Source organism: Luteimonas panaciterrae (assembly GCF_020511115.1).
Taxonomy (GTDB): domain Bacteria; phylum Pseudomonadota; class Gammaproteobacteria; order Xanthomonadales; family Xanthomonadaceae; genus Luteimonas; species Luteimonas panaciterrae.
In genome coordinates, this window is record NZ_JAJAVH010000001.1 from 915,059 (window position 1) to 937,500 (window position 22,442).

The window sequence follows — 22,442 nt, forward strand, 5'->3', positions numbered from 1 at the left end:
GGTCCGCTCGCGACTACTCGACCGTGATCGTCGGCGCGCTGTCCGGCGCGAGCTTCTCCGGCGCGGCACCCGTGCAGAACGAGAAGATCCTCGGATGCCTGCTCTCGAACGGGCCGAGCCTGCCGAACAACCCATCCAGATAACCGAACAGGATCGCGGTGATCTTCCGCAGCTTCTGCGGTTCGAACAGCAGGACGCAGAGGGCCTGGTGGAAGGCCAGCAGGCCGGTCAGCCAATGCAGGCCCCATTTCGATTTGTACAGCGCCAGCGCATGGACCGCGTTGCGCGCGCCGTAGTAGCGGCGCCAGGCCGGATGGTGCGTGGTGAACAGCTTGCCGTGGCGCACGATGTGGCCGGTGGTCTGGCGCATGGTCACGGCGGCGTTCATGTAGACGGGAACGTCGTGGCTGGAGGCGCGCAGACCGTATTCGATGTCGATGTACTCGATGAAATAGTCCTCGCGGAAGGCGCCCAGCTTGCGGTAGGCCTGCGCCGAGATGGCGGAGCCGGAGGAGATGATGAACAACGTGGGGAAGAGGCCTTCGGTTTCGTGATCGATGCGCTTGGGCTTGGGGAAGCGCGGCCCGGGCGGAAATACCGGCATGCATTTGCCGAGGTTGATCTCGTGGATTTTCGGGCCGACCAGGAAGGTGTCGGTGTCGAGTTCAGAACATGCCTGCATCATCTTCTCGAAGAAGGACGCATCGATGTCCGAATCCTGGTCGAGCAGGAAGATCACGTCGCAGTCTTTCGCCAGCAGGATTTCCGCGCCGCGGTTGTAGGCGCCGGCGAGGCCGCCTCGGTTGCGGTTGAAGATCACGGTGGCGCCGTCGCGCCGCAGCGTGTCGTGCAGGGTGACGTCGGCTTCCGACGAGTTGTCGACCGCGACCACGTTCGGACACACCGCCAGCGCTTTCCGCAGGTTGTGCAGGAATTCCTCGGATGGATGATAGAGAACGAAGATCAGGCCAAAACTATTTGCGCTCATGCGGTCACCTCCATCGGAACCGGAAGCGGCGGCGTGGTCGCCGGTTCGGTCCTGGGTTCGGCTTCGGCAGATAGTTGCGCGCAATCGTGAAGGATCTTCATCGCCGTGTCCCTGATGGCGACGGCCTGCGAGCGGGGCAGGCATTTCTCGTCGGCGACGAACGAGAAATCCAGGCTGTCCGCGAAGCGGCTGATGATGACCAGGGGCGCGGGCGTCAGCGCCGCCGAAGGGCTGTGCACCGCCACGATGCGGAAATCGCGGCGATCCTGCGCCAAGTCCAGGCGGCCGAGATAGCTGAGGCTGACATTGCGCGCCGCGGGGCGCGACGCGGCCAGCGCGAGCATCTTGGTGTAGACCGAATGCAGGTATTCCATGCCCAGCAGATGCCGGTAGAACTTCGCGCCGAGCCGGCCGATTTTTTGCCACATGTCCGTTTTGAGCGCGCGTCCCAGGTTCCAGAAGCCCGCTTCGGTGATCTTGTCGGCCTCGGGCGTCTCCAGGCTCACGTCGATGGTGGGTGCGATCAGGAACAGATGGTCGGCCTGCAGCTTCGGCAGGAATTTGCGCGCATCCACCGGTACGGTGAATTTCTTGACGCCACGCGCGCCGCATACGTCGCGGAAACCCAGGATGAGCGCCACGCTCAGCGCGCCGAACACGCTGATGCCCTCGGTCTCGCAGCGACGGGTCAAGGCCTGCAAGGTGGATTGATCCAGTGTCCAGCGCAAGGTGTATCTGTCGTTGTAGGTCAGTGCTCGTCCGGATGGGAAGAACCGGATCACGAGCCGGAGCAGCGCCGCCATCCAGCGTATCCGGCGTTGCAGGCGGTGATCCTGCAGCACCGCGTCCGGCAGCAGTTCCGCATAGGTGTGCAGCGAGTCGTCGCGCCCGATGTCGTGCTCGGGCGCGTCGTGCAACAGCAGCAGTTCGCGCAGCAGCGTCACAACCGAAGCGCCGTCGCAAAGGCAGTGATGGCAGGTCAGCAGCAATTCGCTCGCATCCTCGCCGCGCAGCCAGGTGAGGCGGACGAGTGGGGCGCCGGCGTCGAACAAGCGTGCTTCCTCGGTGCCGCATTCCCGCACCCAGTCATCCGCGTTCCTGCGCGCGAGGATGCGCAACGGAATCGGCGGCGGTGATTCCTGTACCTGGAACCAAGGACGTCCGTCCTTGTATTCGATCAGGCAACGCAGCAGCAGGTGCTTGGCCTGCAATCCCGCCAGAGCATTGTGCAGCCGCTCCTCGGAGAGTTGTCCGTGGATTTCGATCGGCAGCACGATCGCAATGGGAACGCGCCCGTCCTGATACATCACGCGTTCCGGCAGGGTGAGCGGTCGCTTCATGTCGTCTGCCCCGCTTGGCGCGGTGTGGCCGGCCGTAATACGGTTGCATGGGGGAATGCGGCGCGGACGCTGGATTCGCGCATCGGTACGTGGATGTACTCGCCGCGCCGCCATAGGGCGATCTGGTCGAGATAGTTGGCGCTGCCGGCCCAGCCGTCCTGGCCGCCGAGCAGTACGAACTGGTTAGCGTCCAGGTCCGAAAGGTCCGAGACATGTCGTGCGCAGGAGCCAAAATCGGCCTCGTGCTGGCCGGTCTGCAGCGGGTGGGCACTCTTTTGCACGGTGTTGTTGCCGCCTTCGCCCTCGAAGGCGGGCGCATGCAGCCTGCGCCCCAGCCCCGGCAGACCGCCGAGCATGTGTTTCAAGCGGATGCGATGCACCGCGCCCCAGCGTTTGTATCGGCGCAGTTGCCGCGCCGCCGCCGGCAAGGCACGCCGGGCCGCGCGGCGCAATTCGTGGTCGCTCGCCGCCGTTAGGTCTTCCAGCAGCAGCGGCTGGGTCATCCACACGGTTTGATAGGCCGGCAGCAAGTGGCGATTGCCCAGACACCGCGCCGTCCCCGCCAACAGCAGTTCAAAGGCTAAGGCGCCGGCGGATTCGCGACCGTATTCGCCATCCCATTGGTGCAAGGCGTCCAGCAGACGCTGTTGCCCGGGATTGCGCATCCGCGCCGGCAAGGCCGTCAGCAGGCGTTCGCGCAGGGGCAGGCTGCCTGCACCTGACACATCGCGCTGGATCAGCTGCATATCCTCCGCGGCCAACGGCTGGTCCCGATCGAGCAGGGCAGTCAGACGGTCCGCGCGGTCGTTCGGGGCGAAGAAATAGCCGATCGGAAACTCACTCAGGTGGGGGCGCTCGTTGGCCGAAACCACGAAGCCTTCCTGTGGATCGATGCGTGTCGGCAGACTGGCGGTGTCCGCCACGTGATTCCAATGGACGGCGGCATGCGCGGGCAGCACCAGATCGGTCGGCAATGACGACGCGCGGCGTGGCAGATGCGCGCCCAAGACGTGCGCAACCCGGCCGTCGCTGCCGGCGAACACGAAATTGACGCCGGCGACGCCGTAGCCTTGCAATGCTTGGTGGAAGGTCTCGAAATCGCGCGCCCGCGCCACGCCGAGCAAGGCGCCCAGCTCGTTGCTCGGGCGATGGCCCATCCAGCGCAAGGCCAATAGCTGCTTACAGGACAGCAACATGCCATCGGAGACGATCGGCCCCAGCTCGCTCTCGCGCAGGCGCAGGCGGCGCGGACGGCCGCCGCGCACGCGCACGCGCGTCTCGCGTTCGCGAATCGCGCCGGCCGGAAGGGCGGAGGCGTCGAACAGGTCGCTGCTCTGCGCGTGCAGGCTGGTGCCGCCCCACGCGATCCAGCGGTTGCGGCCCAGCAGCACGGATGGCAGCCCGGGCATCATCAGTCCGACGCAATGGAATCCGGGCGAACGCATGCCGGCGATCAGCCAGACATTGGGCAGCTGCAGCGACAGGTGCGGATCGCTGGCGATCAGCGCCGCGCCGCTGCGCGAACGCCGCGCCGCCACGGCCATCGAGTTGCTGCCGCTACGCAGCATCGAGGTGACCGCACGGCCATCCAGCTCGTGCCAATGGGCGGTCGCCGCGGCCGGCATGCCGCCGGTCAGCAGGCGCGGCCACAGCGCCTCCCAGACCTCGGGCGGCAGGCGCTCGCGCAGCGGCAACAAGCGCATCCAGATCAGCCAGCTGAGATCGGTGCAGGTCAGCCGTTGATAGGTGAGCAGGTCCGCCAGCGTCCAGGGCTCGGGTTCCATGCCCAGCAACGCGAACTCGAATGGCTTTTCGCGGCCGTTCAACAGCACATGGTTGATGCCGGCGACGAAATTCTCGGCGAAGCCGCGCTCCTCTTCCGACATCATCTCCAGCATCTGCGGCAATGCGCGGCCGAAGTCGAACAGGCGTAGCGCGCGATCCACTTCCACGCCCATCGGGCCGATCATCTCGGAGATGCGGCCAAAAGCGATGCGGCGTGTCAGCTCCATCTGGCCCAGCCGCAAATGTGCGTGCACCGCGCCGAGCGCGGTCATCAGGTCGGCGTCGCTGGCGGCTTCGATGAAAGGGACCTGGTGCGAGTTCCAGCGGATGGTCACGTCGGCGTCTACCGGCGCGCCTTCGCAGGGCAGCATGGCCAAGCGTTCTTGCAGGTTGCGCGGAGTTGGCCGGCTCGCCAGCGCTGCCTTGCCGAGCAACAAGGCGGTCACACCCAACCCGCCGGCCAGATTGCGCCAGCCGAGCTTCATGCTGCGCTCCGTTGCGTCGCCACCATGCCGCGACGCAGCAGTCCCCAGGTGCGCAGGTAGCGGATCGCTTCGGCGACGCCATCCTCGGCGCGGATGCGGCGGCCGAGCAATTGCGCGGCGTCCTGCATGATGGGGCGCGCGGTGTCCGTCAGCGCCTCGGCCAGTGTTTCCGGACGCAAGTGTTTGCGATCGAGCGCGGGTGGCGCCACGCCTTGGTTGTGCAGGCTGCGTGCCCAGAACGGCTGGTCGCCGTAGAAGGGCACGATCACCGAAGGGATTCCCGCGCGCGCGGCCGCCGCGGATGTGCCGGCACCGCCGTGATGCACGGCCGCCGACATGTGCGGGAACAGCCAGTCGTGCGGCGCGCTGCGGATGAAGAAGGTCTTCTCGTCCTGAGGGCCTTCCTCACCTTCCAGGCCACCCCAACCGGTCGCCAGCACCGCGCGCTGGCCGCTCTTGCGCACGCCTTCGAGCACGGTGTCGGTGAAGGCGGTCGCATTGCTGCTCACCATGCTGCCGAAGCCGATGTAGACCGGCTTGGGGCCGGCGTCGAGGAAATTCCGCAACGCTTCGGAGGGTTGCCATTGCGGTTCCTGCAGGAACCAATACCCCGCGATCTGCGCCGTATGCGGCCAGTCGGCGGGCCGTGGCACCACATGACGGCTGAATCCGTAGATCACGCGGTTGAGAAGTTCGCGGCCGCGATGGAAATAAGGCCCGTACCAGGGATGGGGAGCCAGCCCCAGTTGCGGACGCACGATATCGTTGATGGCGGGCTTCATCACCCGCCACACCAGCACGCGCAGCAGGTGGTAGATGCCCGCGTTGAGCGATCCCGGCAGTGTGCGCCCGGACTCCGCCAGCACCATCGGCGCGAGGATGCGAGACGGCATCATCGCTGGCTGCAACTGCATGCTGATGAATGGCAGGCCATGTGCTTCCGACAGCGATTTGGCGAGCAGGGTGACGTTGCCGACGCCGACAATCAGTCCGGCGCCTTCGATGGCCGCCTGTCCTTGCGCCACCCAGTCCTTGGCCCAGTTGGCGTAGCAATCGCGGAAGATCCGCGCCATCTGGCGCAGGTCCAGGCCTTTGTCGGCGATGCTGCGGTCCGCTTCCAGCAACTGCTGGAAATCGGCGGTCAACGGAAAGAAATCCAGTCCGTTGGCGCGCACGAGCGGCGCGAAACTCTCGTCGGTGACGATGCGCACCGGATAGCCGGCGCGCTGCAGCCCCTGGCCCAGCGCCACGCAGGGGCGGATGTCGCCCTGCGTGCCGACGGTGAAGATCGCGATCGGTGCGGTCATGTCGATGCCGGAAATGAGGAGATGTCAGCCGAAAGCAGGAATCGGCTCCTGCCACGACACTTCCGACAGCACCGGCGCCGCGACGTCGGCCGTCGCGCGCTGATTGTTGAATTGACGTCGCAGGACACGGCCGATCCGCGCGGCCGGCACCGGGTCGAGCATCTTCTGGTGGTGGCAGTCGATCTCGTGCACTTCGAAGCGACCGCCGATGTAGGAACGCCACGCTCCCGGGTTGTATTGCAGGATGGTGTCGATCGCATCGTTGTGCTGATGGTCGGTGGCGCGGAAGAACACCACGCTGGCATCGATCCGGGACGGCCGGTAGCGACGCGCCAGCGCGAGGTTGTTGCGCGTCACCGTGGTCACGTGATCGAGCAATCTCGGATTGCGCTTCAGCAGGCCCTGCACCAGTGGCTGCGAGTGCACGCCGTATTCCTGATAGAGCAGGTCGGCCAGCGCCTCCATGTGCGACGGCGGATTTTCGGCATGGCAATGGAAGCCGAGGAAGTGCAGGGCGGCCTGAATCTCCTGCGCTTCGTCCGTTGGAGGCGCGGCGGCGAAAAGATAGGAATCCATCATCGCCAGGAATTCCACGCTTTCGCCCTCGGCTTCCAACTGCGCGGCGATGGCATGGCCGATCAGGCCGCCCATCGACCAGCCCAGCAGCCGGTACGGTCCGTGCTTCTGGACCTGCCGCATCTGCGCGAGATAGTGGGCGGCGATCTCCTCGATGCTGCCCGGCAGGGCCGCGTCGCCACGCAGGCCGTGCGATTGCAGGCCGTAGATCGGCAGTTCGTTGTCCAGATGCCGCAACAAGCTGGAGAAGCCCCAGCTCAGGCCGGTCACCGGATGCAGGCAGAACAGTGGGCGTTCGTCCGGCGACGTGCGCAGCGGCAGCACTGTCGCCAGTGGATCGTCCTCGTGCTGCGCGCGCTGCAGATAGGTGGCCAGCTGCGCGATAGTGGAGGCTTCGAACAGGCTCGCCAGCGGCAGCTCCGCGGAGAAGTACTCCGAGGAGCGCGCGATCATCTCGGCGGCGGTGAGCGAATCGCCGCCCAGCTCGAAGAAGTTGTCGTGGATGCCGACGCGCTCCAGGCCGAAGATGTCCTGCCACAGCGCGACGAGCTGCTTCTCCACGTCCGTCACCGGCGGCGCATAGGTGGCGCGGCGGACGCGTTCCGGCGCCGGCAACGCCTTGCGGTCGAGCTTGCCGCTCGGCGTGAGCGGCAGGACGTCCAGCAGCGTGAAGCTGGAGGGAATCATGTACCCGGGAAGATGCTTCGCGAGATGGGTGCGCACCGCATCCGTATCGACGGTGGCGCCGAACTTCGGCACCAGGTACGCGGCCAGGTGCGCGCCTTCCTCGGCATCGTGGTGCGCCGTGACCACGGCCTCGCCGATCGCGATGTGGCCGAGCAATTGGTGTTCGACCTCGCCGAGCTCGACGCGATGGCCGCGGATCTTCACCTGGCCATCGGCGCGCCCGATGAATTCGATCAGGCCGTCGTCGCGCCAGCGCACCAGATCGCCGGTGCGATACATGCGGCTGCCGTCGGCGGCGAAGGGGTCGGGGAGGAAGCGTTCGCCGGTCAGCTGCGCGCGATTGAGGTAGCCCTTGGCCACGCCGCTGCCGCCGATGTACAGCTCGCCGATGGTGCCGGTGGGCACCAGTTGTCCGCCCACGTCGAGCACGTACAAGCGCGTGTTGACGAGCGGGCGGCCGATCGGCGCGGCAATGCCTTCGGCGAGCGTTTGCAGCGAATCGTCGGGCAGTTCGTAGGTCGTCGACCAGATGGTGGTTTCGGTCGGCCCGTAGATCTGCGTGACGCGCGCGGCTTCGCGCTTGAGTTTGATGGCCAGATCGGGACTCAGCGCCTCGCCGCCGACCACCACGTGGATGTTGTCCAGCTCCATCTGCGGGCAGGTGAGCAGCACGCGCCACAAGGACGGCGTGGTCTGCAGATACGTGGCGCCGCTCTCCTGGATCAGGCGCGCGAGCAGTGGCGGGCTGCGCACGGCTTCGTAGCTTGCGATCACCGAGCGTGCGCCCACGCGCAGCGGTAGGAACAGCTCCACCGCGGCGATGTCGAAGATGATCGTCGTCACCGCCAGGAAGCGATCGCTCGCACTCAGGCCGAGCACATGCTGCGCGCCGAGCAGGAAGTTGTTGAGATTGCGATGGCTGACTTCCACGCCCTTGGGCCGGCCGGTGGAGCCGGAGGTGTAGAGGATGTAGGCCGTGGCCTCGGGCAGCGCGAGATCCGGCTCGATCAGGGACGTTCCCGGAAGCGTCTCGTCGGCCAGGCCGCCCCTGATGCCGCTCTCCTCCTCGGGCGTGAGCATGAGCATGTCGAGCCGGGCCAGTCGCTGGCAGGTATCGGATTCAGCGATCAGCGCGATCGGCGAGGCATCGTCGAGCATCATGGCGACGCGTTCGGACGGCGCGTCGAGGTCCAGCGGCAGATAGGCCGCGCCCGTGCGCATGATCGCCAGCAGCTCGATCAGCATCTGTTCGCTGCGCGGCAGGGCGACGGCGACGATGTCGCCCGGCAGCACGCCGTCGGCGAGCAGGCGGCGCGCTTCGCGCACGCTGCGTGTGTGCAGTTCGCGATAGCTCAGCACCGTGTTTCCGAATACCACGGCCGGCGCGTCAGGCGTCAAGGCCGCATGGCGGGCGACGATGGCGGGCAGGCTGGTGTCGAGATCGGCATCGGGCGCGGCGGTGTTGTTCCATTCGACCAGCAGGCGATGGCGTTCGGCCTCGCCGAGGATGTCGATCTTGCGCAGTGCCTGCTCGGGATCGGCCAGCACCGCGTCGATCAGGCGCATCAAGCGATGGCGGTGCTCGTGCAGCTCCTCGATCGAATAGAGCGCGGGATTGGCGTCGAACATCACGCACAGATCGCTGCCGTTGTTGCGGTCGAATACGAAGACGATCAGGTCTTCCTGGGTGGTGTTGGACAGGTTGTGCGAGGTCGCCGGCACGCCGCCGAAGCTGATCTGATAGTCGAACGGCTCGATGTTGATGCCGAGCCTGGCGATCTGCTGGCCCTGGCCGACCAGGCCGAGATCGCGACGCAGGTCCTCGTAGCGATACTGCTGATGCCGCAGCGCCTGGCGCACGGTGCGCGAGACCTGTCCGAACAGGTCGAGCGCGCTCATCTCGGGCGTGAAGTTGAGACGGATGGGGACCGCGTTGGCCACCATGCCAGGGCAGCGGCGCAGGGTGTGATTGACGCGCCCGGACACCGGCATCGCGAAGACCAGGTCGTCCGCGCCAGTGGCGCGATGGTAGTAGGCCGCGATCAGCGCGATCAGCACCTGCGGCGAACTGGCGGAGACGCGCTTGCCCAGTTCAGCGAGCGCGTTGGCGGTGGCGACGGGGATGTAGCCGCTGCTGTGGCACAGGCTGCCGGCCTTGCGCGCGGATTTGCGCGCGAGCGTCGCCGGTTCTGGCAGGCCGGCGAGTTGTTCGTGCCAATAGGCGCGGTCGCGGCGCAGGCGGTCGGATTCGCGATAGGCGGTTTCCGCTTCGACCAGTTCGGCCAGCGTGCCGAATTCGCAGGGGGGAGGTGCGATGCCCTCGACATAGGCCGTGTACAGCTCGGCCACGCGCATCGACACGATGCTGCCGGTGTATCCGTCGAAGATCGCGTGATGCGCGCGGTGGTACCAGAAGTAGCGGTCCTCGGCGAGCTTGAGCAGCGCGCTGAAGTACAGCGGATCCTGCCCCAGGTCGACGGGCCGGCTCAGTTCCGCGTGCATCCAGGTCTCGGCCGCCGCGCGCGGATCGGCTTCGGCGCTGACGTCGATGAAGGGGAATTCCCAGTCGTAGGTGGGACGCACGATCTGTTGCGGCTTGCCGTCGCGTTCGACGATGCGCAGGCGGATCGGTTCCACCTCGCTCGCCACCTGTTGCAGGGCACGTTGGAAATGCAGCGGATCGATCGCACCGAAGATCTCCACGGCTTCTGCGATGTTCATCACGGCATCGCTCGCGCCGACTTTTTCTCCGACCCAGACGCCGCGCTGCGCGGTCGTCAAAGGCAGGGCGCATTCATGGTGCCCACTCATCTGCTATTCCCCCATCAGACTGGAATCGTCGTCACGGTCGGACGCAGGCGCCTTTCCATGGACGCCGAGCTTCTCGGCCATGCCCAAGGCACTGCCGAATCCGACCTCTCGCTTGTTCCCTCCCGGAACTGCGTTTTCCCCGGACAAAGCTCATTCGCGCGCCGGAGCAATAATCACGAGCATCGCGTCGAAGCGTGACGCATCGAGATTTCCTGACTAACACCAACCTGCTTCCACATCGGAGGCGGTCGAATTTCTGTTCGTCGTTCCGTTTACATCGAGACGCCGATCAAAAACGTCAGGGTGTTGGGATTTGTGATTTCTTTTTACGTGCGACCACCGTGAAAGACTCGTGATTGCACGCGCGAAAACGATGGGTGGTTGCGTCGAATGCATCGACGGCATCGCGGAAGCATTGTTTCGCAAGCGTGATGAGAACGTGTTCAAGTGCAATGCGTGCACTTCGCGTGTACGAGAATGTTTGTCGTCGCTGCCGCGAGACGAGGATCGAACGCATGCGATGCGTCCACGTCTTGCGATCGTGCGTCTCCAAATCTTTGTGATCGTGTGCCGTCATCCGTGCTCCATGTTCATCGTCCTGGCGGAGCTGTCGGCATGGCGCGGAGGCCGGTCGGGACGTCCGAGCCCGGGGGTGGGCTCCAGAGAGGTCGCGGGGAGATTTCGGGTAAGCTGACACGGTTTTCGCCCGGGTCCGCGCCATGCGCGCCGCGCGGCGAACCTGAATTCAGTGTTTTTGGAGCAAGCGATGCGATTGGTACTTCTCGGCGCGCCCGGTTCCGGCAAGGGCACGCAGGCGGCACGTCTCAAGGATCATCTGCAGGTCCCGCACATCTCCACCGGAGATCTGCTGCGCGCGGAAGTGGCCGCCGGCAGTCCGCTCGGACAGCAGGCCAAGGCCGTCATGGACCGCGGCGAACTGGTCTCGGACGACATCCTGCTCGGCATGCTCGAGGACCGTTTCTCCCGCTCGGATACCCGCAACGGCTTCATCCTCGACGGCTATCCACGCAATCTGGCCCAGGCCGACGCGCTGGACGGCCTGCTGACACGCATTCGCCAGCCGATGGATTACGCGGTGCAGCTGGAAGTGCCGATGGACCTGCTGGTCGAACGCATCGCCGGCCGTGCCGCCGCCGAGGGCCGCGCCGATGACTCTCCCGAATCCGTGCGCACGCGTCTGAAGGTGTACGAGGAGAAGACCGCGCCGGTGATCGAGTTCTACCGCGCCCATGGCCAGCTCACGGTGGTGAACGGGGTCGGGTCGCTGGATGAGGTGTTCACCCGGATCGTCGAGGCCATTTCGCCCGCGACGGAAGTAGGCTGACTTCATGCCTCGCCCTTCCCCGCGAGCGGGGGAGGGCTACAGACGATGCGCGGAAGCTGTTTCGTGAGTTCGTCACGATCTTTTGGGAATTGCAGATTTGAAGCTCCACATCCTGGGCATCGCCGGAACATTCATGGGCGGCGTCGCCGCGCTCGCGCGCGAACTCGGCTTCGACGTCGAGGGTTCCGACCAGGCGATCTACCCGCCGATGTCGACGCAGCTGGAAACGCTGGGCATCGCGCTGAAACAGGGCTATCTGCCCGAGAACATCGCCGCCGACTGCGACGAGATCGTGGTCGGCAATGCGCTCTCGCGCGGTAATCCTGCAGTCGAGCACGTGCTCGATGCAGGCCTGCGCTACACCTCCGGCGCGCAGTGGCTGGCCGAGCGCATGCTGCCGGGGCGCGACACGCTCGCCGTCGCCGGCACCCACGGCAAGACCACGACGACCACGATCCTGACCTATCTGTTGCAGGCTGCCGGCCGCGAGCCGGGCTTCCTGATCGGCGGCGTGGCCGAGGATTTCGGCGTGTCCGCGCGCGCGGGCAGCGGCAAGGCCTTCGTGGTCGAGGCGGACGAGTACGACACCGCGTTCTTCGACAAGCGCAGCAAGTTCGTGCACTACCGGCCGCTGGTGGCGATCCTCAACAACCTCGAGTTCGACCACGCCGACATCTTCCCGGACGTCGCGGCGATCCAGCGCCAGTTCCATCACCTGGTGCGCACCGTGCCCGCGCGCGGGCGCTTGATCGTCAACGGCGAGGACGCGCGCCTGGCCGAAGTGCTGGCGATGGGCTGCTGGACACCGGTGGAGCGCTTCGGCCTCGACGGCGGCGATCATGAGTGGAGCGCGCGCCTGATCGCCGACGACGGCAGCGCCTTCGCGGTGCTGCACAAGGGCGCGGAGATCGGCGAGGTGCGCTGGCCGCTGCTCGGCCGCCACAACGTCATGAACGGACTGGCCGCGCTCGCGGCCTGCCATGCGGTCGGTGTCGATGTGGCGGCGGTGCTGCCGGCGCTGGCGGGGTTTCGCAGCGTCAAGCGCCGGCTGGAGGTGCTGGGCGATGCGCAGGGCGTCACCGTCTACGACGATTTCGCCCATCACCCGACCGCCATCGCCACCACGCTCGCCGGCTTGCGCGCGAAGGTGGGAAGCGTCGGCGGCAGGATTGTCGTGGCGATGGAACCGCGCAGCAATTCGATGCGGCTCGGCGCGCATGCCGATGCGCTGGCGCCATCGCTGGACGGGGCCGATGCCGTGGTGTTCCTGCACCGGCCGGAACTCGCTTGGGATGCCGGCAAGGTCGTCTCCGCGCTGCGCGGGGAGGGCGTCGCGGTGCCGGACGTCGACGCGCTGATCGCCGCTCTGCGCACGCTCGTGCGCGCGGGCGACCACGTCGTGTTCATGTCCAACGGTGGATTCGACGGTGCGCCGCGGCGTTTTCTGGCTGTGTTGCGGGAATCTGCGTAGGGCGGGCCTTGGCCCGCGATGACGATGTGTCTGTTCGCGACGGCGTTTAATGCATCGCAAACGTGAAGATGGTAATGGCGGGCCAAGGCCCGCCCTACGCGGGCGAAACCTTCCCGGCATAGATTCCCGCTTCCGCATCCGTACACTGGGACAGGTGCCGACGACCGCATCGCTGCCGCTGTTTCCCCTGCACACCGTGCTGCTGCCCGGCGCCACGCTGGGGCTGCGCGTGTTCGAGGCGCGTTATCTCGACCTGGTGCGCGAATGCGGCCGGAACGCGAGCGGATTCGGCGTCTGCATGATCCTGGAAGGCAACGAAGCCGGTGCGCCGGCTACGCCGGCGGCGTTCGGCACCGAGGCGCGGATCGAGGATTTCGGCACCGACGACGACGGCCTGCTCACCCTGCGCGTGCGCGGCGTGCGGCGCTTCCACGTCCGGCGCACGCGCGTGCGCGACAACGGCCTGCTGGTGGCGGATGTGGAATGGCGCGATGTCGCCGTCGGAGAAGAACTCCTGCAGCCGCAGCACGGCCTGCTGACCACGGTGCTGCAGCGCATCCTCGAGCGTATCGGCGGCGAATACGCGCAGGCCTCGCGCGAGCAGTTCGACGATCCGGAATGGGTGGGCTGGCGGCTGGCGGAAGTGCTGCCGCTGACGGACATGCAGCGGCAACAGCTGCTGCAGGACGATGATCCGCATGCGCGGCTGGATCAGCTGCTCGCGCTGTTGTCCTGAGGTTGTGACGCATCGCGGGGCATTGCGCGGTGCTCGAAGTCCCCGGATCGTCATCCCAGCTTCCGCTGGGACGACGATGTGAGTGCGCTGAGACGGCGATGTGAGTGAGGCCGTCGTTACTCGCCCGCGCGCGTGCGCACCCGCAACACCGGCATGCCGGTGCCCGGATGCGGCGCCTGCACGGCGTCGAGATCACGCAGCGCCGCGCGCACCTCGTCGTGCGCGCGGCTGGAAGACCCCACGGGCGCCGCCTGTGGCAGCCAGAGCCCGAACACGCCAAACGGCTCGGCGTAACGCAGCGTCTGCGTGCTGCCGATCCACAAGGGCGTGCCGTCGCGCAGCCGCGCCGGCGCCCGCCACAGGCGCAGTACCTTGGTCTCGTGCGAATCCTTGCCCGGACGGCGTAGCAGCAACACTTCGGCCTCGGCATCGAGCGTAGCCGGCAGCACCGGCTGCAGTTCCGGCGGCGTGTCGTCGTCGAGCAGGTGCAGCGTCTCCAGCCAGCCGGCCTGCGGCTGCACGCCCCAGCCATTGGCCTGCAGGCGCCGTTGCAGCGGTTCCAGCGGTCCGGCCACCTGCAGGTCGAGCGGCCAGCGCTGGTTGGCCTCGCGCTCGCGTTCCGCCGGCAGGATCGTCCAGCCGGTGTTCCACCAGGTCTGGGCGTCCATCACGATGCGCGGCGGCCCCGGCGTGAAGCGCGCCAGCACGTCGTCCACCGCGCGCGGCGCGTGCCACAGCGCCGCCGCCAGGAAGGTCAGATAGAAGATCCACGCCGGCGGACCCATCCAGAACGAGCGCGCGACGTGCCGGCGATAGGCGATGCCGAGCATCAGCAGCCAGACGATGCCGAACAGCATCCCGCCGACCACGTCGCTCAGCCAGTGCGCGCCGAAGTACAACCGCGCGAAGCCCAGCAGCGCGACCACGGCACCGGAGAGCACATACGGCCAGACCCGCTGCCGCCCCGGCAGCTCGCGCGCGATCAGCACGGCGAAGAAACCGAAGGTGATCGTGGTCATCGTCACCGCGATCGACGGGAAGCCGAAACCGCGCGGCGCGGTCGGCGGATTGGGCATGTCCACCACCGCGCCGAGCAATGCCGTCAGCACCAGCCCGAACGCCAGCGCCGCCAGCCAGTGCGCAGCCGCGATCCAGCGCCGGCGCCACAGCAGCCACGCCAGCGTCAGCACGATGGCGGGGATCAGTACCATCGCATCGCCGATCGAGGCCAGCGCGGCCATCAGCCGGTCGGCCAGCGGATTGCGTAGCGCCAGCATCGTCTCGAACACGACACGGTCCAGGCCCAGCGGCTCGTTCTTGCCCATCAGCACCGTGCCGAGCAGGGCGAACCAGGCCACGCCGATCCCCAGCAGGCACGCCGCCAGGATCGCCAGGGATGGCGACTCGGGCCGGTTCGGATCGATCAGCGCCCCCGCGTAGCGGCCCAGATGCGGATGCGCGCGTGTCCAGCGCAGGGCGCGCGCCAGCAGCGAATCGGCATGGCCGGCGAACCAGCGGTACGTGTACAGCACCGCCGCCCACATCAGCAGTAGCGCCGCCAGCAGCCCGCCCAGCACCAGCGCCAGGCGATTGGCCACGGCGGCCACCGCGTCGTAGGCATGGCCGAGCAGCCAGCCCGGCGCCAGGAACAGCATCGCCCACAACAGCGCCGCCAGCAGGCTGGCCGGCGCGTAGCGCCGCAACGGCATGCGCAACATCCCCGCCACCGCCGGCACGAACGGCCGGATCGCGCCGACGAAGCGCGCCACCAGCACGCTCTTGATCGAATTACGGCGGAACAGCACCTCGCCGCGATCGAGCAGCTGCGGATAGCGCGAGAACGGCCACACGCCGCGCAGCTTCGGCCCCCAGCGATACCCGACCCAATAGCTGGTGGCATCGCCGACGAACGCGCCCAGCGCCGCGCACAGCACCGCGTAGGGACCGGAGATCTCGCCCAGGCTGATCAGCACGCCGACGCCGAACAGCAACGGGATCGACGGCACCGCCGCGCCGAGGATCAGCAACGAATCGCCGAACGCGATCGCGAAGATCACCAGGCCGGCGGCGAGGGGATGCGTGCCGATCCATGCGACGAGACTGTCGAACCATCCATTCATGGCGGGCGATTATGGCAGGTGAGCGACCGCGCTTAGCCGATGCCCGATCGGCATCGGCTGCGCTCGTGAACGCACGGTCAAGAATGGCCGGGCCGTACGTTCCGAAACCGCAAGGCCGCGCCATGGAAGGCATTCAAACAAAATCGCTGATCTTGAGTTCCATCGGCGCGGAAGATGCGCGCCGGACGAGAATGACGCAAAAGCATGTACGCTTCGCCCGACCCTCGCCAACGGACGCCGACACATGTCCCTAGCCAACAAGACCCTCTTCATCACCGGCGCTTCGCGCGGCATCGGCCTGGCGATCGCGCTGCGCGCCGCGCGCGACGGCGCCAACGTGGTGATCGCGGCGAAGTCCGACGTGCCCAATCCCAAGCTGCCGGGCACGATCCATTCCGCTGCCGAGGCCGTGACGGCCGCGGGCGGGCACGGCCTGGCGCTGAAATGCGACATCCGCGAGGAGGAGCAGGTGCATGCCGCCGTGGCCGCGACCATCGACGCCTTCGGTGGCATCGACATCCTGGTCAACAACGCCAGCGCGATCTGGCTGCGCGGCACGCTCGACACGCCGATGAAGCGCTTCGACCTGATGCAGCAGGTCAACGCGCGCGGCAGCTTCCTGTGCGCGCAGGCGTGCCTGCCACATCTGCTGAAGGCGCCGAATCCGCACATCCTCACGCTGTGCCCGCCGCCGTCGCTCGATCCGAAGTGGTGGGCGCCGCATACCGGCTACACGCTGGCGAAGATGGGCATGAGTTTCGTGACGCTCGGACTGGCCGGCGAATTCGGCCCGCAGGGCGTGGCCGTGAACGCGTTGTGGCCGCGCACGCTGATCGCGACCGATGCGCTCAACCTGATCCCCGGCGTGAGCGCGGGGAACGGGCGCAAGCCGGAGATCATGGGGGATGCGGCGCATGCGGTGCTGACGCGGGATGCCGCCGGGTTCTATGGCCGGTTTCTGATTGACGATGAAGTGTTGGGTGAGGCGGGGGTGACGGATTTTTCGGGGTATGCGGTGGATTTGGCGCAGCCGTTGTTTCCGGATTTGTTTTTGGATTGAGGTGTGGTTGGAACGAATGCGAAAGCGCCGGGGTTTGTCTTTGCCGTCATTCCCGCGAAGGCGGGAGTCCAGGGACTTTCGTGCGGTTGGTGTGACGCTGTTTTAGCAGAAGCTCTAGATTCCCCTGGCGGGAATCACAACCGTCACTTCGAAAGAAGTCTTGCAGCCCTCCCTGGCGCGACTTCACGGCTTCGGGTCGTCCGGCCCGGCCATCCATGGCCGGGCGTTCGGGGCCGCAGCAGACGCCCTGAAGGCGTCCGCTAGCACGCGGCCCCTCACCCACAACAATAACAACGTCCGCTGATGTACTGACCGCCGAATTCCGGACACTCCGCGCGGCACTGCGAGCACGTGCCTTTCGGAGAATTCGCGCCGGTGTCGGAAGTCGCCAATGCCTGGCTGGCGCCGAAGGCAAGGCAGCCGAACACCGCGACCGCCATGACGCCGTTACGCAGATACGACAGATAGGACTTCATCAGTAATCTCTCCTCGTTGGTGGGTGCTCAGGGCTCGGCACAGCAAAGGCAGGGGGCGCCGGGGCGCAGTCTCTGTCCGCCGTAGAAGCCGCATTCGGCCCTGCAGTTCGAGCTTGGACAGGTCGCCCGATGCGTCGGCGTACCGTTGTCGCCGATCGCCAATGCCTGGCTGGCACCGAACGCCAGGCAGCCGAATACCGCCACCGCCAGAGCGCCGTTGCGCAGGTGTGACAAGTAACGTTTCATTTCAACCTCTCCGTTTGTTGAGATGTGACAGTTCGTCGGGAACTCCGATGGACAGAGCCGAACTCGCATCCGGCTATGAGGGGGCCGCATCGAGAGAGTTTTCGCGCCTCTCGTCTTTCCGGTCGACTGCGCGAGGCAGTGGTCGAAAGACGCGGATCGAAGCTATTGGCGGCGCTGCGACAGGGTCAAGCGGCGTCGCACCAAATCCTCCGACATGGGTCACAATTGCGCGTCCCTTTTCCTCAGAGAAATCAAAAAGTGAGCGCCACTGCCGATCTTGTCGCCCTTGGCCAGCAGTTCTACCTGCCGGTGTACCGTCCGCGCGAGGTCATCCTCGAGCGTGGGCAAGGCGCACGCGTGTGGGATCGTGACGGGCGCGAGTACGTCGATCTTTCCGCGGGCATCGCCGTTTGCGGGCTCGGTCACGGCGATCCTGATCTGATCGCGGCGCTCACCGAACAAGCCGGCAAGCTGTGGCACACGAGCAACGTGTTCTACAGCGAACCGCCGCTGCGCCTGGCCGAAGAACTGGTCGAAGCTTCGCGCTTCGCCAGCCGCGTGTTCCTGTGCAACTCCGGCGCCGAAGCCAACGAGGCGGCGATCAAGCTGGTGCGCAAGTGGGCCGCCGCGCAAGGGCGCGAGCCGACGCGGCGCGTCATCGTCAGCTGTCGCGGCAGCTTCCACGGCCGCACGCTCGCCGCGGTGACCGCGACGGCGCAGCCGAAATATCAGGAAGGCTACGAGCCGCTGCCGGGCGGTTTCCGTTACATCGATTTCAACGACGTCGCGCAGCTCGAGGCGGCGATGTCGGCCGGCGATGTCGCCGCCGTGCTGGTGGAACCCGTGCAGGGCGAGGGCGGCGTGATGCCGGCGGCTCCGGGTTTCCTGCAGGGGGCGCGCGCGCTGTGCGATCGTTACGGCGCGCTGCTGGTGCTGGACGAAATCCAGTGCGGCATGGGACGTACCGGCACGCTGTTCGCGCATTGGCAGGACGGCGTCGTGCCGGACATTGTCACGCTGGCCAAGGCGCTCGGCGGCGGTTTCCCGATCGGCGCGCTATTGGCGGGCCCGAAGGTCGCTGAAGTGATGCAATACGGCGCGCATGGCACGACTTTCGGCGGCAATCCGCTCGCCGCCGCCGTGGCGCGTGTGGCGCTGCGCAAGCTGGCCTCGGACGCGATCGCCGCGAATGTGCGGAAACAGTCGGAAGCCCTGCGTGCGGGACTGATGGCGATCGACGAAGAGTTGTCCCTGTTCGCCGAAATCCGCGGCCGCGGCCTGATGCTCGGCGCGGTGCTGAAGCCCGAATACGCCGGCCGCGCCGGCGAGGTGCTCGATCACGCCGCCGCCAACGGATTGCTCCTGCTGCAGGCCGGGCCGGACGTGCTGCGTTTCGTGCCGGCGCTGAACATCGGCGATGCCGACATCGCTGAAGGCCTCGCGCGGCTGCGCAAGGCGTTGCAGGCGTTCGTCGCCCCGGAAAACGGCTAGGGAAATCTTGGGCCTGGATCGTCATTCCCGCCTTTGCGGGGATGACGAAACTCAAGAGCCGTCGATCTAAACGGCGGCTAGTCCGCCTCGATCAGGCTGTAGCTGGCGAACGTCTCGGTCAGCGCCGCCATGCTGGTGAATTGTTCGGCCTGCAGCCCGGCCATGATCGCGCCTTCCACGTTCTCCGGCTTGTCGTCGATGAACAGCGTCGTCTCCGGAATCGCGTCGAGCGTCGGCAGGCAACGCAGATAGACCTGCGGGTCCGGCTTCAGCAGCCGGAATTGCGCGGCGAAGCGGACCTGGCCTTCGAATAGCGGGAACAGGTCCGGGCAGATCGTGCGCAGCGTGTCGCGCAGATACAGCCCGTTGTTGGTGAGGATGCCGATGCGTGCGCGCTCGGCGACGCGCTGCGCCAGCCGCAACGCATCGGGGCGGATCCGCATGCTCGCGCCGCGGGCATCCACGCAGTCGGCCAGGGTGACCGGCGCGCCGAGCCGGCGCGCGAGTTCGTCGGCGTATTCCTGCGGCTGGAAGCGTCCCATGTCGGAATCGTGTTCCAGGCCCGACTGGAACAGCGCCGCATAAACCTGCTCCCGTGTCGTGCCGCTGCGCGCGGCCAGCAGGGACAGCCGCGCCTCGTGGTCGTAATCCACGAGCACTTCGTCGAGATCGAACAGGACGAGGGCAGGCAGCCGCTGCGCCGCCGGCTGCCCAGCCGGCGTTTCCTGTGCCTGCGCCGCGGCTTCGCGAAAGCTTTCGGTTTCTTCGATCATGCGCGTGCCACCACTGCGAACGCATCGCGCGCGGCGGCGATCGTCGCCGCGATCGCCTGGTCGTCATGGGCGCTGGACATGAATCCGGCCTCGAATGCCGAGGGCGCGAAATACACGCCGCGCTCGAGCATGGCGTGGAAGAAGCGATTGAACGCAGCGGTATCGCAAGCCACGGCCTGCGCGTAGGTGTCGACCGGCGAGGCGCTGAAGAACAGGCCGAACATGCCGCCCACGCGCTGCGTGGTGAAGGGAATGCCCGCCGCCTGCGCCGCCGCTTCCAGGCCGTCGCAGAGCGCGTGCGTGCGCCGCTCCAGTTCGTCGTAGAAGCCGGGCGCCTGGATCAGCTCCAGCATCGCCAGCCCGGCCGCCATCGCCACCGGATTGCCGCTCAGCGTGCCGGCCTGGTAGATCGGGCCGGCGGGCGCGATCTGCTGCATCAGTTCGCGGCGTCCGCCGTAGGCGCCCACCGGCATGCCGCCGCCGATCACCTTGCCGAACGTCGACAGGTCCGGCGTCACGCCGTAGCGCGCCTGCGCGCCGCCGAGCGCGACGCGAAACCCCGTCATCACCTCGTCGAAGATCAGCAGCGCGCCGTGCCGCGTGCACAGCTCGCGCAGATGCTGCAGATAGCCCTCGCGCGGCGGCAGGCAGTTGGCGTTGCCGACCACCGGTTCCATGATCAGCCCGGCGATGTCGTCGCCGCATTCGTCGAACAACGCGGTGGCAGCATCGAAATCGTTGTACGGCAGCGTCAGTGTCAGATCGGCCAGCGCCTTCGGCACACCGGGCGATGTCGGCACGCCGAACGTGAGCGCGCCGCTGCCGGCCTTCACCAGGAAGGAATCGCCGTGGCCGTGATAGCAGCCCTCGAACTTGACGATGCGCGCGCGCCCGGTCGCGCCGCGCGCGAGGCGGATCGCCGACAGCGTCGCCTCGGTGCCGGAATTGACCATGCGCACCATCTCGCAGCCGGGAATCAGTTGCGTGATGGTCTCGGCCATCGTCACTTCCAGCGGGTTCGGCGTGCCGAAACTCAGACCGCCGCGCGCGGTGCGCAGTACCGCTTCCAGCACCGCCGGGTGGTTGTGGCCGACGATCATCGGTCCCCATGAACCGACGTAGTCGATGTAGCGGTTGCCGTCGACGTCGAACAGATAAGGCCCCTCGGCGCGCTGCACGAAGAACGGCGTGCCGCCGACCGATTTGAACGCGCGTACCGGCGAATTCACGCCGCCGGGCATCAATGTCTGCGCTTGGGTGAAGAGGGCTTGGGAACGCGAGCTATCCATGTAAATCCTGTGCGGAGGAGATGTCCGGCGTCGGCGGAGCGGAGGCTCAACCGGGCGGGAGCGATGGGGGCGAACTGGTTTGGGGCGAGCTGATTCAGAACTTGGCGCGGTAGGCGCGTGCGGCCGCGACCGGGTCGGGAGCGTCGAAGACGCCACTGATCACCGCCACCAGATCGGCGCCCGCGGCGATCACCACCTCCGCATTGTCGGGCGTGATGCCGCCGATCGCCACCATGGGCAGTCCCAGGTGCGCGCATTCATGCAGCAGTTTCGGTTCGGCGTGGCGCGTGCCGGATTTGCTGCGGGTGGGGAAGAAGGCGCCGAAGGCCAGATAGCTGGCGCCCGCGCGCACAGCCGTTTCGGCGCGGTCGACGTCGTCGTAGCAGGACGCACCGAGGATCGCGCTCTCGCCCAGGGCCTCGCGTGCGGCGCGCAGATCGCCGTCGTCCTCGCCCAGATGCGCGCCTTCGGCGCCGAGATCGCGCGCCAGCCGCCAGTCGTCGTTGACGATCAGCGGCACCCGTGCCGCGCGGCACAGGGGCAGCAGGGCCTCGGTTTGAACGCGTCGCAGCGCGGCATCGGCCTGTTTGTTGCGGTACTGCAGCCACGTCGCGAAACCGAGCACTGCCCGCACCCGTTCCACCAGGCGCGCGGTATCCGTCTCGTCCGGCGTGATCAGGTAAAGCCCCTTGGGGGGCGCTCCCGCCGAGTCCTCGGGAGCGGCGCCGCGGTGCGGCCGGCGCGAATCATTCATCCTCATGGTTTCCTGCACGGGCGTGGGATGGGACAATGCGCGTTCCACGAACGCATGCCTCCGACCGCATTATCCGATGAACGAGACCGCCACCGCCTACAGGACCTGGATGTGCGTCGTCTGCGGATTCATCTACGACGAGGCCAAGGGCTTGCCGGAAGAAGGCATCGAGCCCGGCACGCGCTGGGAAGACATTCCGGATACCTGGACCTGCCCGGACTGCGGCGTCACCAAGGATGATTTCGAGATGATGACGCTCTGAGCGCGCCGGCCTCGCTCGAGGCGAGGCTCGATGCGTCCGCATCCGGGGCGATCCTCAATGCGTCCGTGTCCGGAGCGATCCTTAATGCGTCCGTGTCCGGCCGACGCTCACTTCGATCAGGCGTTCGCGTAGCGTGGCCGCGTCCTCGGCCTGCGGATTGAGTTGCAGATAGCGCGACAGATCCTCGCGCGCGCCGTGCCGGTAATCGAGTTCCAGATAGCCGAGGCCGCGATCGCGCAGCGCTTCCGCATCGTTCGGCGACAGGCGCAGCAGACGATCGGCGCAGCGCGTGGCGCGCTCCCAGTCCTGCACATTGCGGTACACGCCGTGCAGATTGCGCAGCACGCGCATCAGGATGCTGCGATGCGAGGCCGGATTCAGGATTTGCGACAAAGCCTCGTCATCGATCGAATCGCCGCCGAGATGGGGCCGCGCGCGCT

Annotated in this window: 19 protein-coding genes (1 of these 19 cut by a window edge); 6 read left to right on the top strand and 13 right to left on the bottom strand. The window is 66.9% G+C overall.

Annotated elements, in window-relative coordinates; genetic code table 11:
- Positions 1-13 precede the first annotated feature (13 nt).
- The 6 genes from LG367_RS04040 to LG367_RS04065 all read right to left on the bottom strand — a co-directional run bounded on the left by LG367_RS04040 (position 14) and on the right by LG367_RS04065 (position 10,496).
- A complete protein-coding gene (locus LG367_RS04040) occupies positions 14-988 on the bottom strand; it encodes a glycosyltransferase family 2 protein (RefSeq protein ID WP_226467912.1) in 975 nt (324 codons plus the stop codon).
- On the bottom strand, positions 985-2,328 hold the full coding sequence (locus LG367_RS04045; RefSeq protein ID WP_226467913.1) for a condensation domain-containing protein: 1,344 nt from the start codon (positions 2,326-2,328) through the stop codon (positions 985-987). Before LG367_RS04045 ends, LG367_RS04040 begins: the two co-directional genes overlap by 4 nt.
- A complete protein-coding gene (locus LG367_RS04050) occupies positions 2,325-4,598 on the bottom strand; it encodes a penicillin acylase family protein (RefSeq protein WP_226467914.1) in 2,274 nt (757 codons plus the stop codon). The genes LG367_RS04045 and LG367_RS04050 overlap by 4 nt, the downstream gene beginning before the upstream one ends.
- Positions 4,595-5,905: a glycosyltransferase gene (locus LG367_RS04055; RefSeq protein ID WP_226467915.1), complete on the bottom strand. Its 1,311-nt coding sequence runs from the start codon at positions 5,903-5,905 to the stop codon at positions 4,595-4,597. Before LG367_RS04055 ends, LG367_RS04050 begins: the two co-directional genes overlap by 4 nt.
- Positions 5,906-5,929: 24 nt before the next feature.
- Positions 5,930-9,979, bottom strand: coding sequence for a non-ribosomal peptide synthetase (locus LG367_RS04060; protein WP_226467916.1), 4,050 nt, complete (start codon positions 9,977-9,979; stop codon positions 5,930-5,932).
- A 298-nt stretch (positions 9,980-10,277) separates the two neighbouring features.
- Positions 10,278-10,496: a hypothetical protein gene (locus LG367_RS04065; protein WP_226467917.1), complete on the bottom strand. Its 219-nt coding sequence runs from the start codon at positions 10,494-10,496 to the stop codon at positions 10,278-10,280.
- A gap of 249 nt (positions 10,497-10,745) precedes the next feature.
- Here LG367_RS04065 and LG367_RS04070 point away from each other — a divergent pair, with 249 nt between their 5' ends.
- The 3 genes from LG367_RS04070 (at position 10,746) to LG367_RS04080 (ending at position 13,531) form a co-directional block, all read left to right on the top strand.
- Positions 10,746-11,324, top strand: coding sequence for an adenylate kinase (locus LG367_RS04070; RefSeq protein ID WP_226467918.1), 579 nt, complete (start codon positions 10,746-10,748; stop codon positions 11,322-11,324).
- A 97-nt stretch (positions 11,325-11,421) separates the two neighbouring features.
- Complete coding sequence (gene mpl / locus LG367_RS04075) at positions 11,422-12,795, top strand: UDP-N-acetylmuramate:L-alanyl-gamma-D-glutamyl-meso-diaminopimelate ligase (RefSeq protein ID WP_226467919.1); 1,374 nt, start codon at positions 11,422-11,424, stop codon at positions 12,793-12,795.
- A 154-nt stretch (positions 12,796-12,949) separates the two neighbouring features.
- Entirely contained in the window at positions 12,950-13,531 is a 582-nt protein-coding gene (locus tag LG367_RS04080) for an LON peptidase substrate-binding domain-containing protein (RefSeq protein ID WP_226467920.1), read from the top strand.
- A gap of 116 nt (positions 13,532-13,647) precedes the next feature.
- Here the strand turns inward: LG367_RS04080 and LG367_RS04085 are convergent, their stop codons facing one another.
- The gene (locus LG367_RS04085) at positions 13,648-15,651 is read right to left on the bottom strand and encodes a bifunctional DedA family/phosphatase PAP2 family protein (protein WP_226467921.1); all 2,004 of its coding nucleotides are present in this window, start codon (positions 15,649-15,651) and stop codon (positions 13,648-13,650) included.
- Positions 15,652-15,895: 244 nt separating this feature from the next.
- Here LG367_RS04085 and LG367_RS04090 point away from each other — a divergent pair, with 244 nt between their 5' ends.
- Positions 15,896-16,711, top strand: coding sequence for an SDR family oxidoreductase (locus LG367_RS04090; protein WP_226467922.1), 816 nt, complete (start codon positions 15,896-15,898; stop codon positions 16,709-16,711).
- Between the two features lie 275 nt (positions 16,712-16,986).
- Here the strand turns inward: LG367_RS04090 and LG367_RS04095 are convergent, their stop codons facing one another.
- Positions 16,987-17,187: a hypothetical protein gene (locus LG367_RS04095; protein ID WP_226467923.1), complete on the bottom strand. Its 201-nt coding sequence runs from the start codon at positions 17,185-17,187 to the stop codon at positions 16,987-16,989.
- A 27-nt stretch (positions 17,188-17,214) separates the two neighbouring features.
- Complete coding sequence (locus LG367_RS04100; protein WP_226467924.1) at positions 17,215-17,433, bottom strand: hypothetical protein; 219 nt, start codon at positions 17,431-17,433, stop codon at positions 17,215-17,217.
- Between the two features lie 258 nt (positions 17,434-17,691).
- Here LG367_RS04100 and LG367_RS04105 point away from each other — a divergent pair, with 258 nt between their 5' ends.
- Positions 17,692-18,924, top strand: coding sequence for an acetylornithine transaminase (locus LG367_RS04105; RefSeq protein ID WP_226467925.1), 1,233 nt, complete (start codon positions 17,692-17,694; stop codon positions 18,922-18,924).
- Between the two features lie 77 nt (positions 18,925-19,001).
- Here the strand turns inward: LG367_RS04105 and LG367_RS04110 are convergent, their stop codons facing one another.
- From LG367_RS04110 to thiE, 3 genes are all read right to left on the bottom strand, one after another.
- Positions 19,002-19,697, bottom strand: a complete 696-nt coding sequence (locus LG367_RS04110) for an HAD family hydrolase (RefSeq protein ID WP_226467926.1) — start codon at positions 19,695-19,697, stop codon at positions 19,002-19,004.
- The gene (gene hemL, locus LG367_RS04115; RefSeq protein ID WP_226467927.1) at positions 19,694-20,986 is read right to left on the bottom strand and encodes a glutamate-1-semialdehyde 2,1-aminomutase; all 1,293 of its coding nucleotides are present in this window, start codon (positions 20,984-20,986) and stop codon (positions 19,694-19,696) included. The genes LG367_RS04110 and hemL overlap by 4 nt, the downstream gene beginning before the upstream one ends.
- Positions 20,987-21,080: 94 nt before the next feature.
- Positions 21,081-21,740: a thiamine phosphate synthase gene (gene thiE, locus LG367_RS04120; RefSeq protein WP_226467928.1), complete on the bottom strand. Its 660-nt coding sequence runs from the start codon at positions 21,738-21,740 to the stop codon at positions 21,081-21,083.
- A 22-nt stretch (positions 21,741-21,762) separates the two neighbouring features.
- Here thiE and LG367_RS04125 point away from each other — a divergent pair, with 22 nt between their 5' ends.
- On the top strand, positions 21,763-22,002 hold the full coding sequence (locus tag LG367_RS04125; protein WP_425490905.1) for a rubredoxin: 240 nt from the start codon (positions 21,763-21,765) through the stop codon (positions 22,000-22,002).
- Between the two features lie 81 nt (positions 22,003-22,083).
- Here LG367_RS04125 and LG367_RS04130 read toward each other — a convergent pair whose 3' ends face one another.
- Positions 22,084-22,442: the final stretch of a SirB1 family protein gene (locus LG367_RS04130; protein WP_226467930.1), read on the bottom strand. It continues 487 nt past the right edge of the window; 359 of the gene's 846 nt are visible here — the last part of the coding sequence; its start codon lies beyond the right edge, outside the window — the gene reads right to left on this strand; it ends in the stop codon at positions 22,084-22,086.

Coding starts and splice junctions, on each gene's coding strand:
- LG367_RS04050 (WP_226467914.1), bottom strand. CDS start 4,598: ATGAAGCTCGGCTGGCGCAATCTGGCCGGCGGGTTGGGTGTGACCGCC.
- thiE (WP_226467928.1), bottom strand. CDS start 21,740: ATGAATGATTCGCGCCGGCCGCACCGCGGCGCCGCTCCCGAGGACTCG.
- LG367_RS04095 (WP_226467923.1), bottom strand. CDS start 17,187: ATGAAGTCCTATCTGTCGTATCTGCGTAACGGCGTCATGGCGGTCGCG.
- LG367_RS04040 (WP_226467912.1), bottom strand. CDS start 988: ATGAGCGCAAATAGTTTTGGCCTGATCTTCGTTCTCTATCATCCATCC.
- LG367_RS04055 (WP_226467915.1), bottom strand. CDS start 5,905: ATGACCGCACCGATCGCGATCTTCACCGTCGGCACGCAGGGCGACATC.
- LG367_RS04045 (WP_226467913.1), bottom strand. CDS start 2,328: ATGAAGCGACCGCTCACCCTGCCGGAACGCGTGATGTATCAGGACGGG.
- LG367_RS04100 (WP_226467924.1), bottom strand. CDS start 17,433: ATGAAACGTTACTTGTCACACCTGCGCAACGGCGCTCTGGCGGTGGCG.
- LG367_RS04090 (WP_226467922.1), top strand. CDS start 15,896: ATGTCCCTAGCCAACAAGACCCTCTTCATCACCGGCGCTTCGCGCGGC.
- LG367_RS04060 (WP_226467916.1), bottom strand. CDS start 9,979: ATGAGTGGGCACCATGAATGCGCCCTGCCTTTGACGACCGCGCAGCGC.
- LG367_RS04085 (WP_226467921.1), bottom strand. CDS start 15,651: ATGAATGGATGGTTCGACAGTCTCGTCGCATGGATCGGCACGCATCCC.
- LG367_RS04065 (WP_226467917.1), bottom strand. CDS start 10,496: ATGCGTTCGATCCTCGTCTCGCGGCAGCGACGACAAACATTCTCGTAC.
- hemL (WP_226467927.1), bottom strand. CDS start 20,986: ATGGATAGCTCGCGTTCCCAAGCCCTCTTCACCCAAGCGCAGACATTG.
- LG367_RS04070 (WP_226467918.1), top strand. CDS start 10,746: ATGCGATTGGTACTTCTCGGCGCGCCCGGTTCCGGCAAGGGCACGCAG.
- LG367_RS04110 (WP_226467926.1), bottom strand. CDS start 19,697: ATGATCGAAGAAACCGAAAGCTTTCGCGAAGCCGCGGCGCAGGCACAG.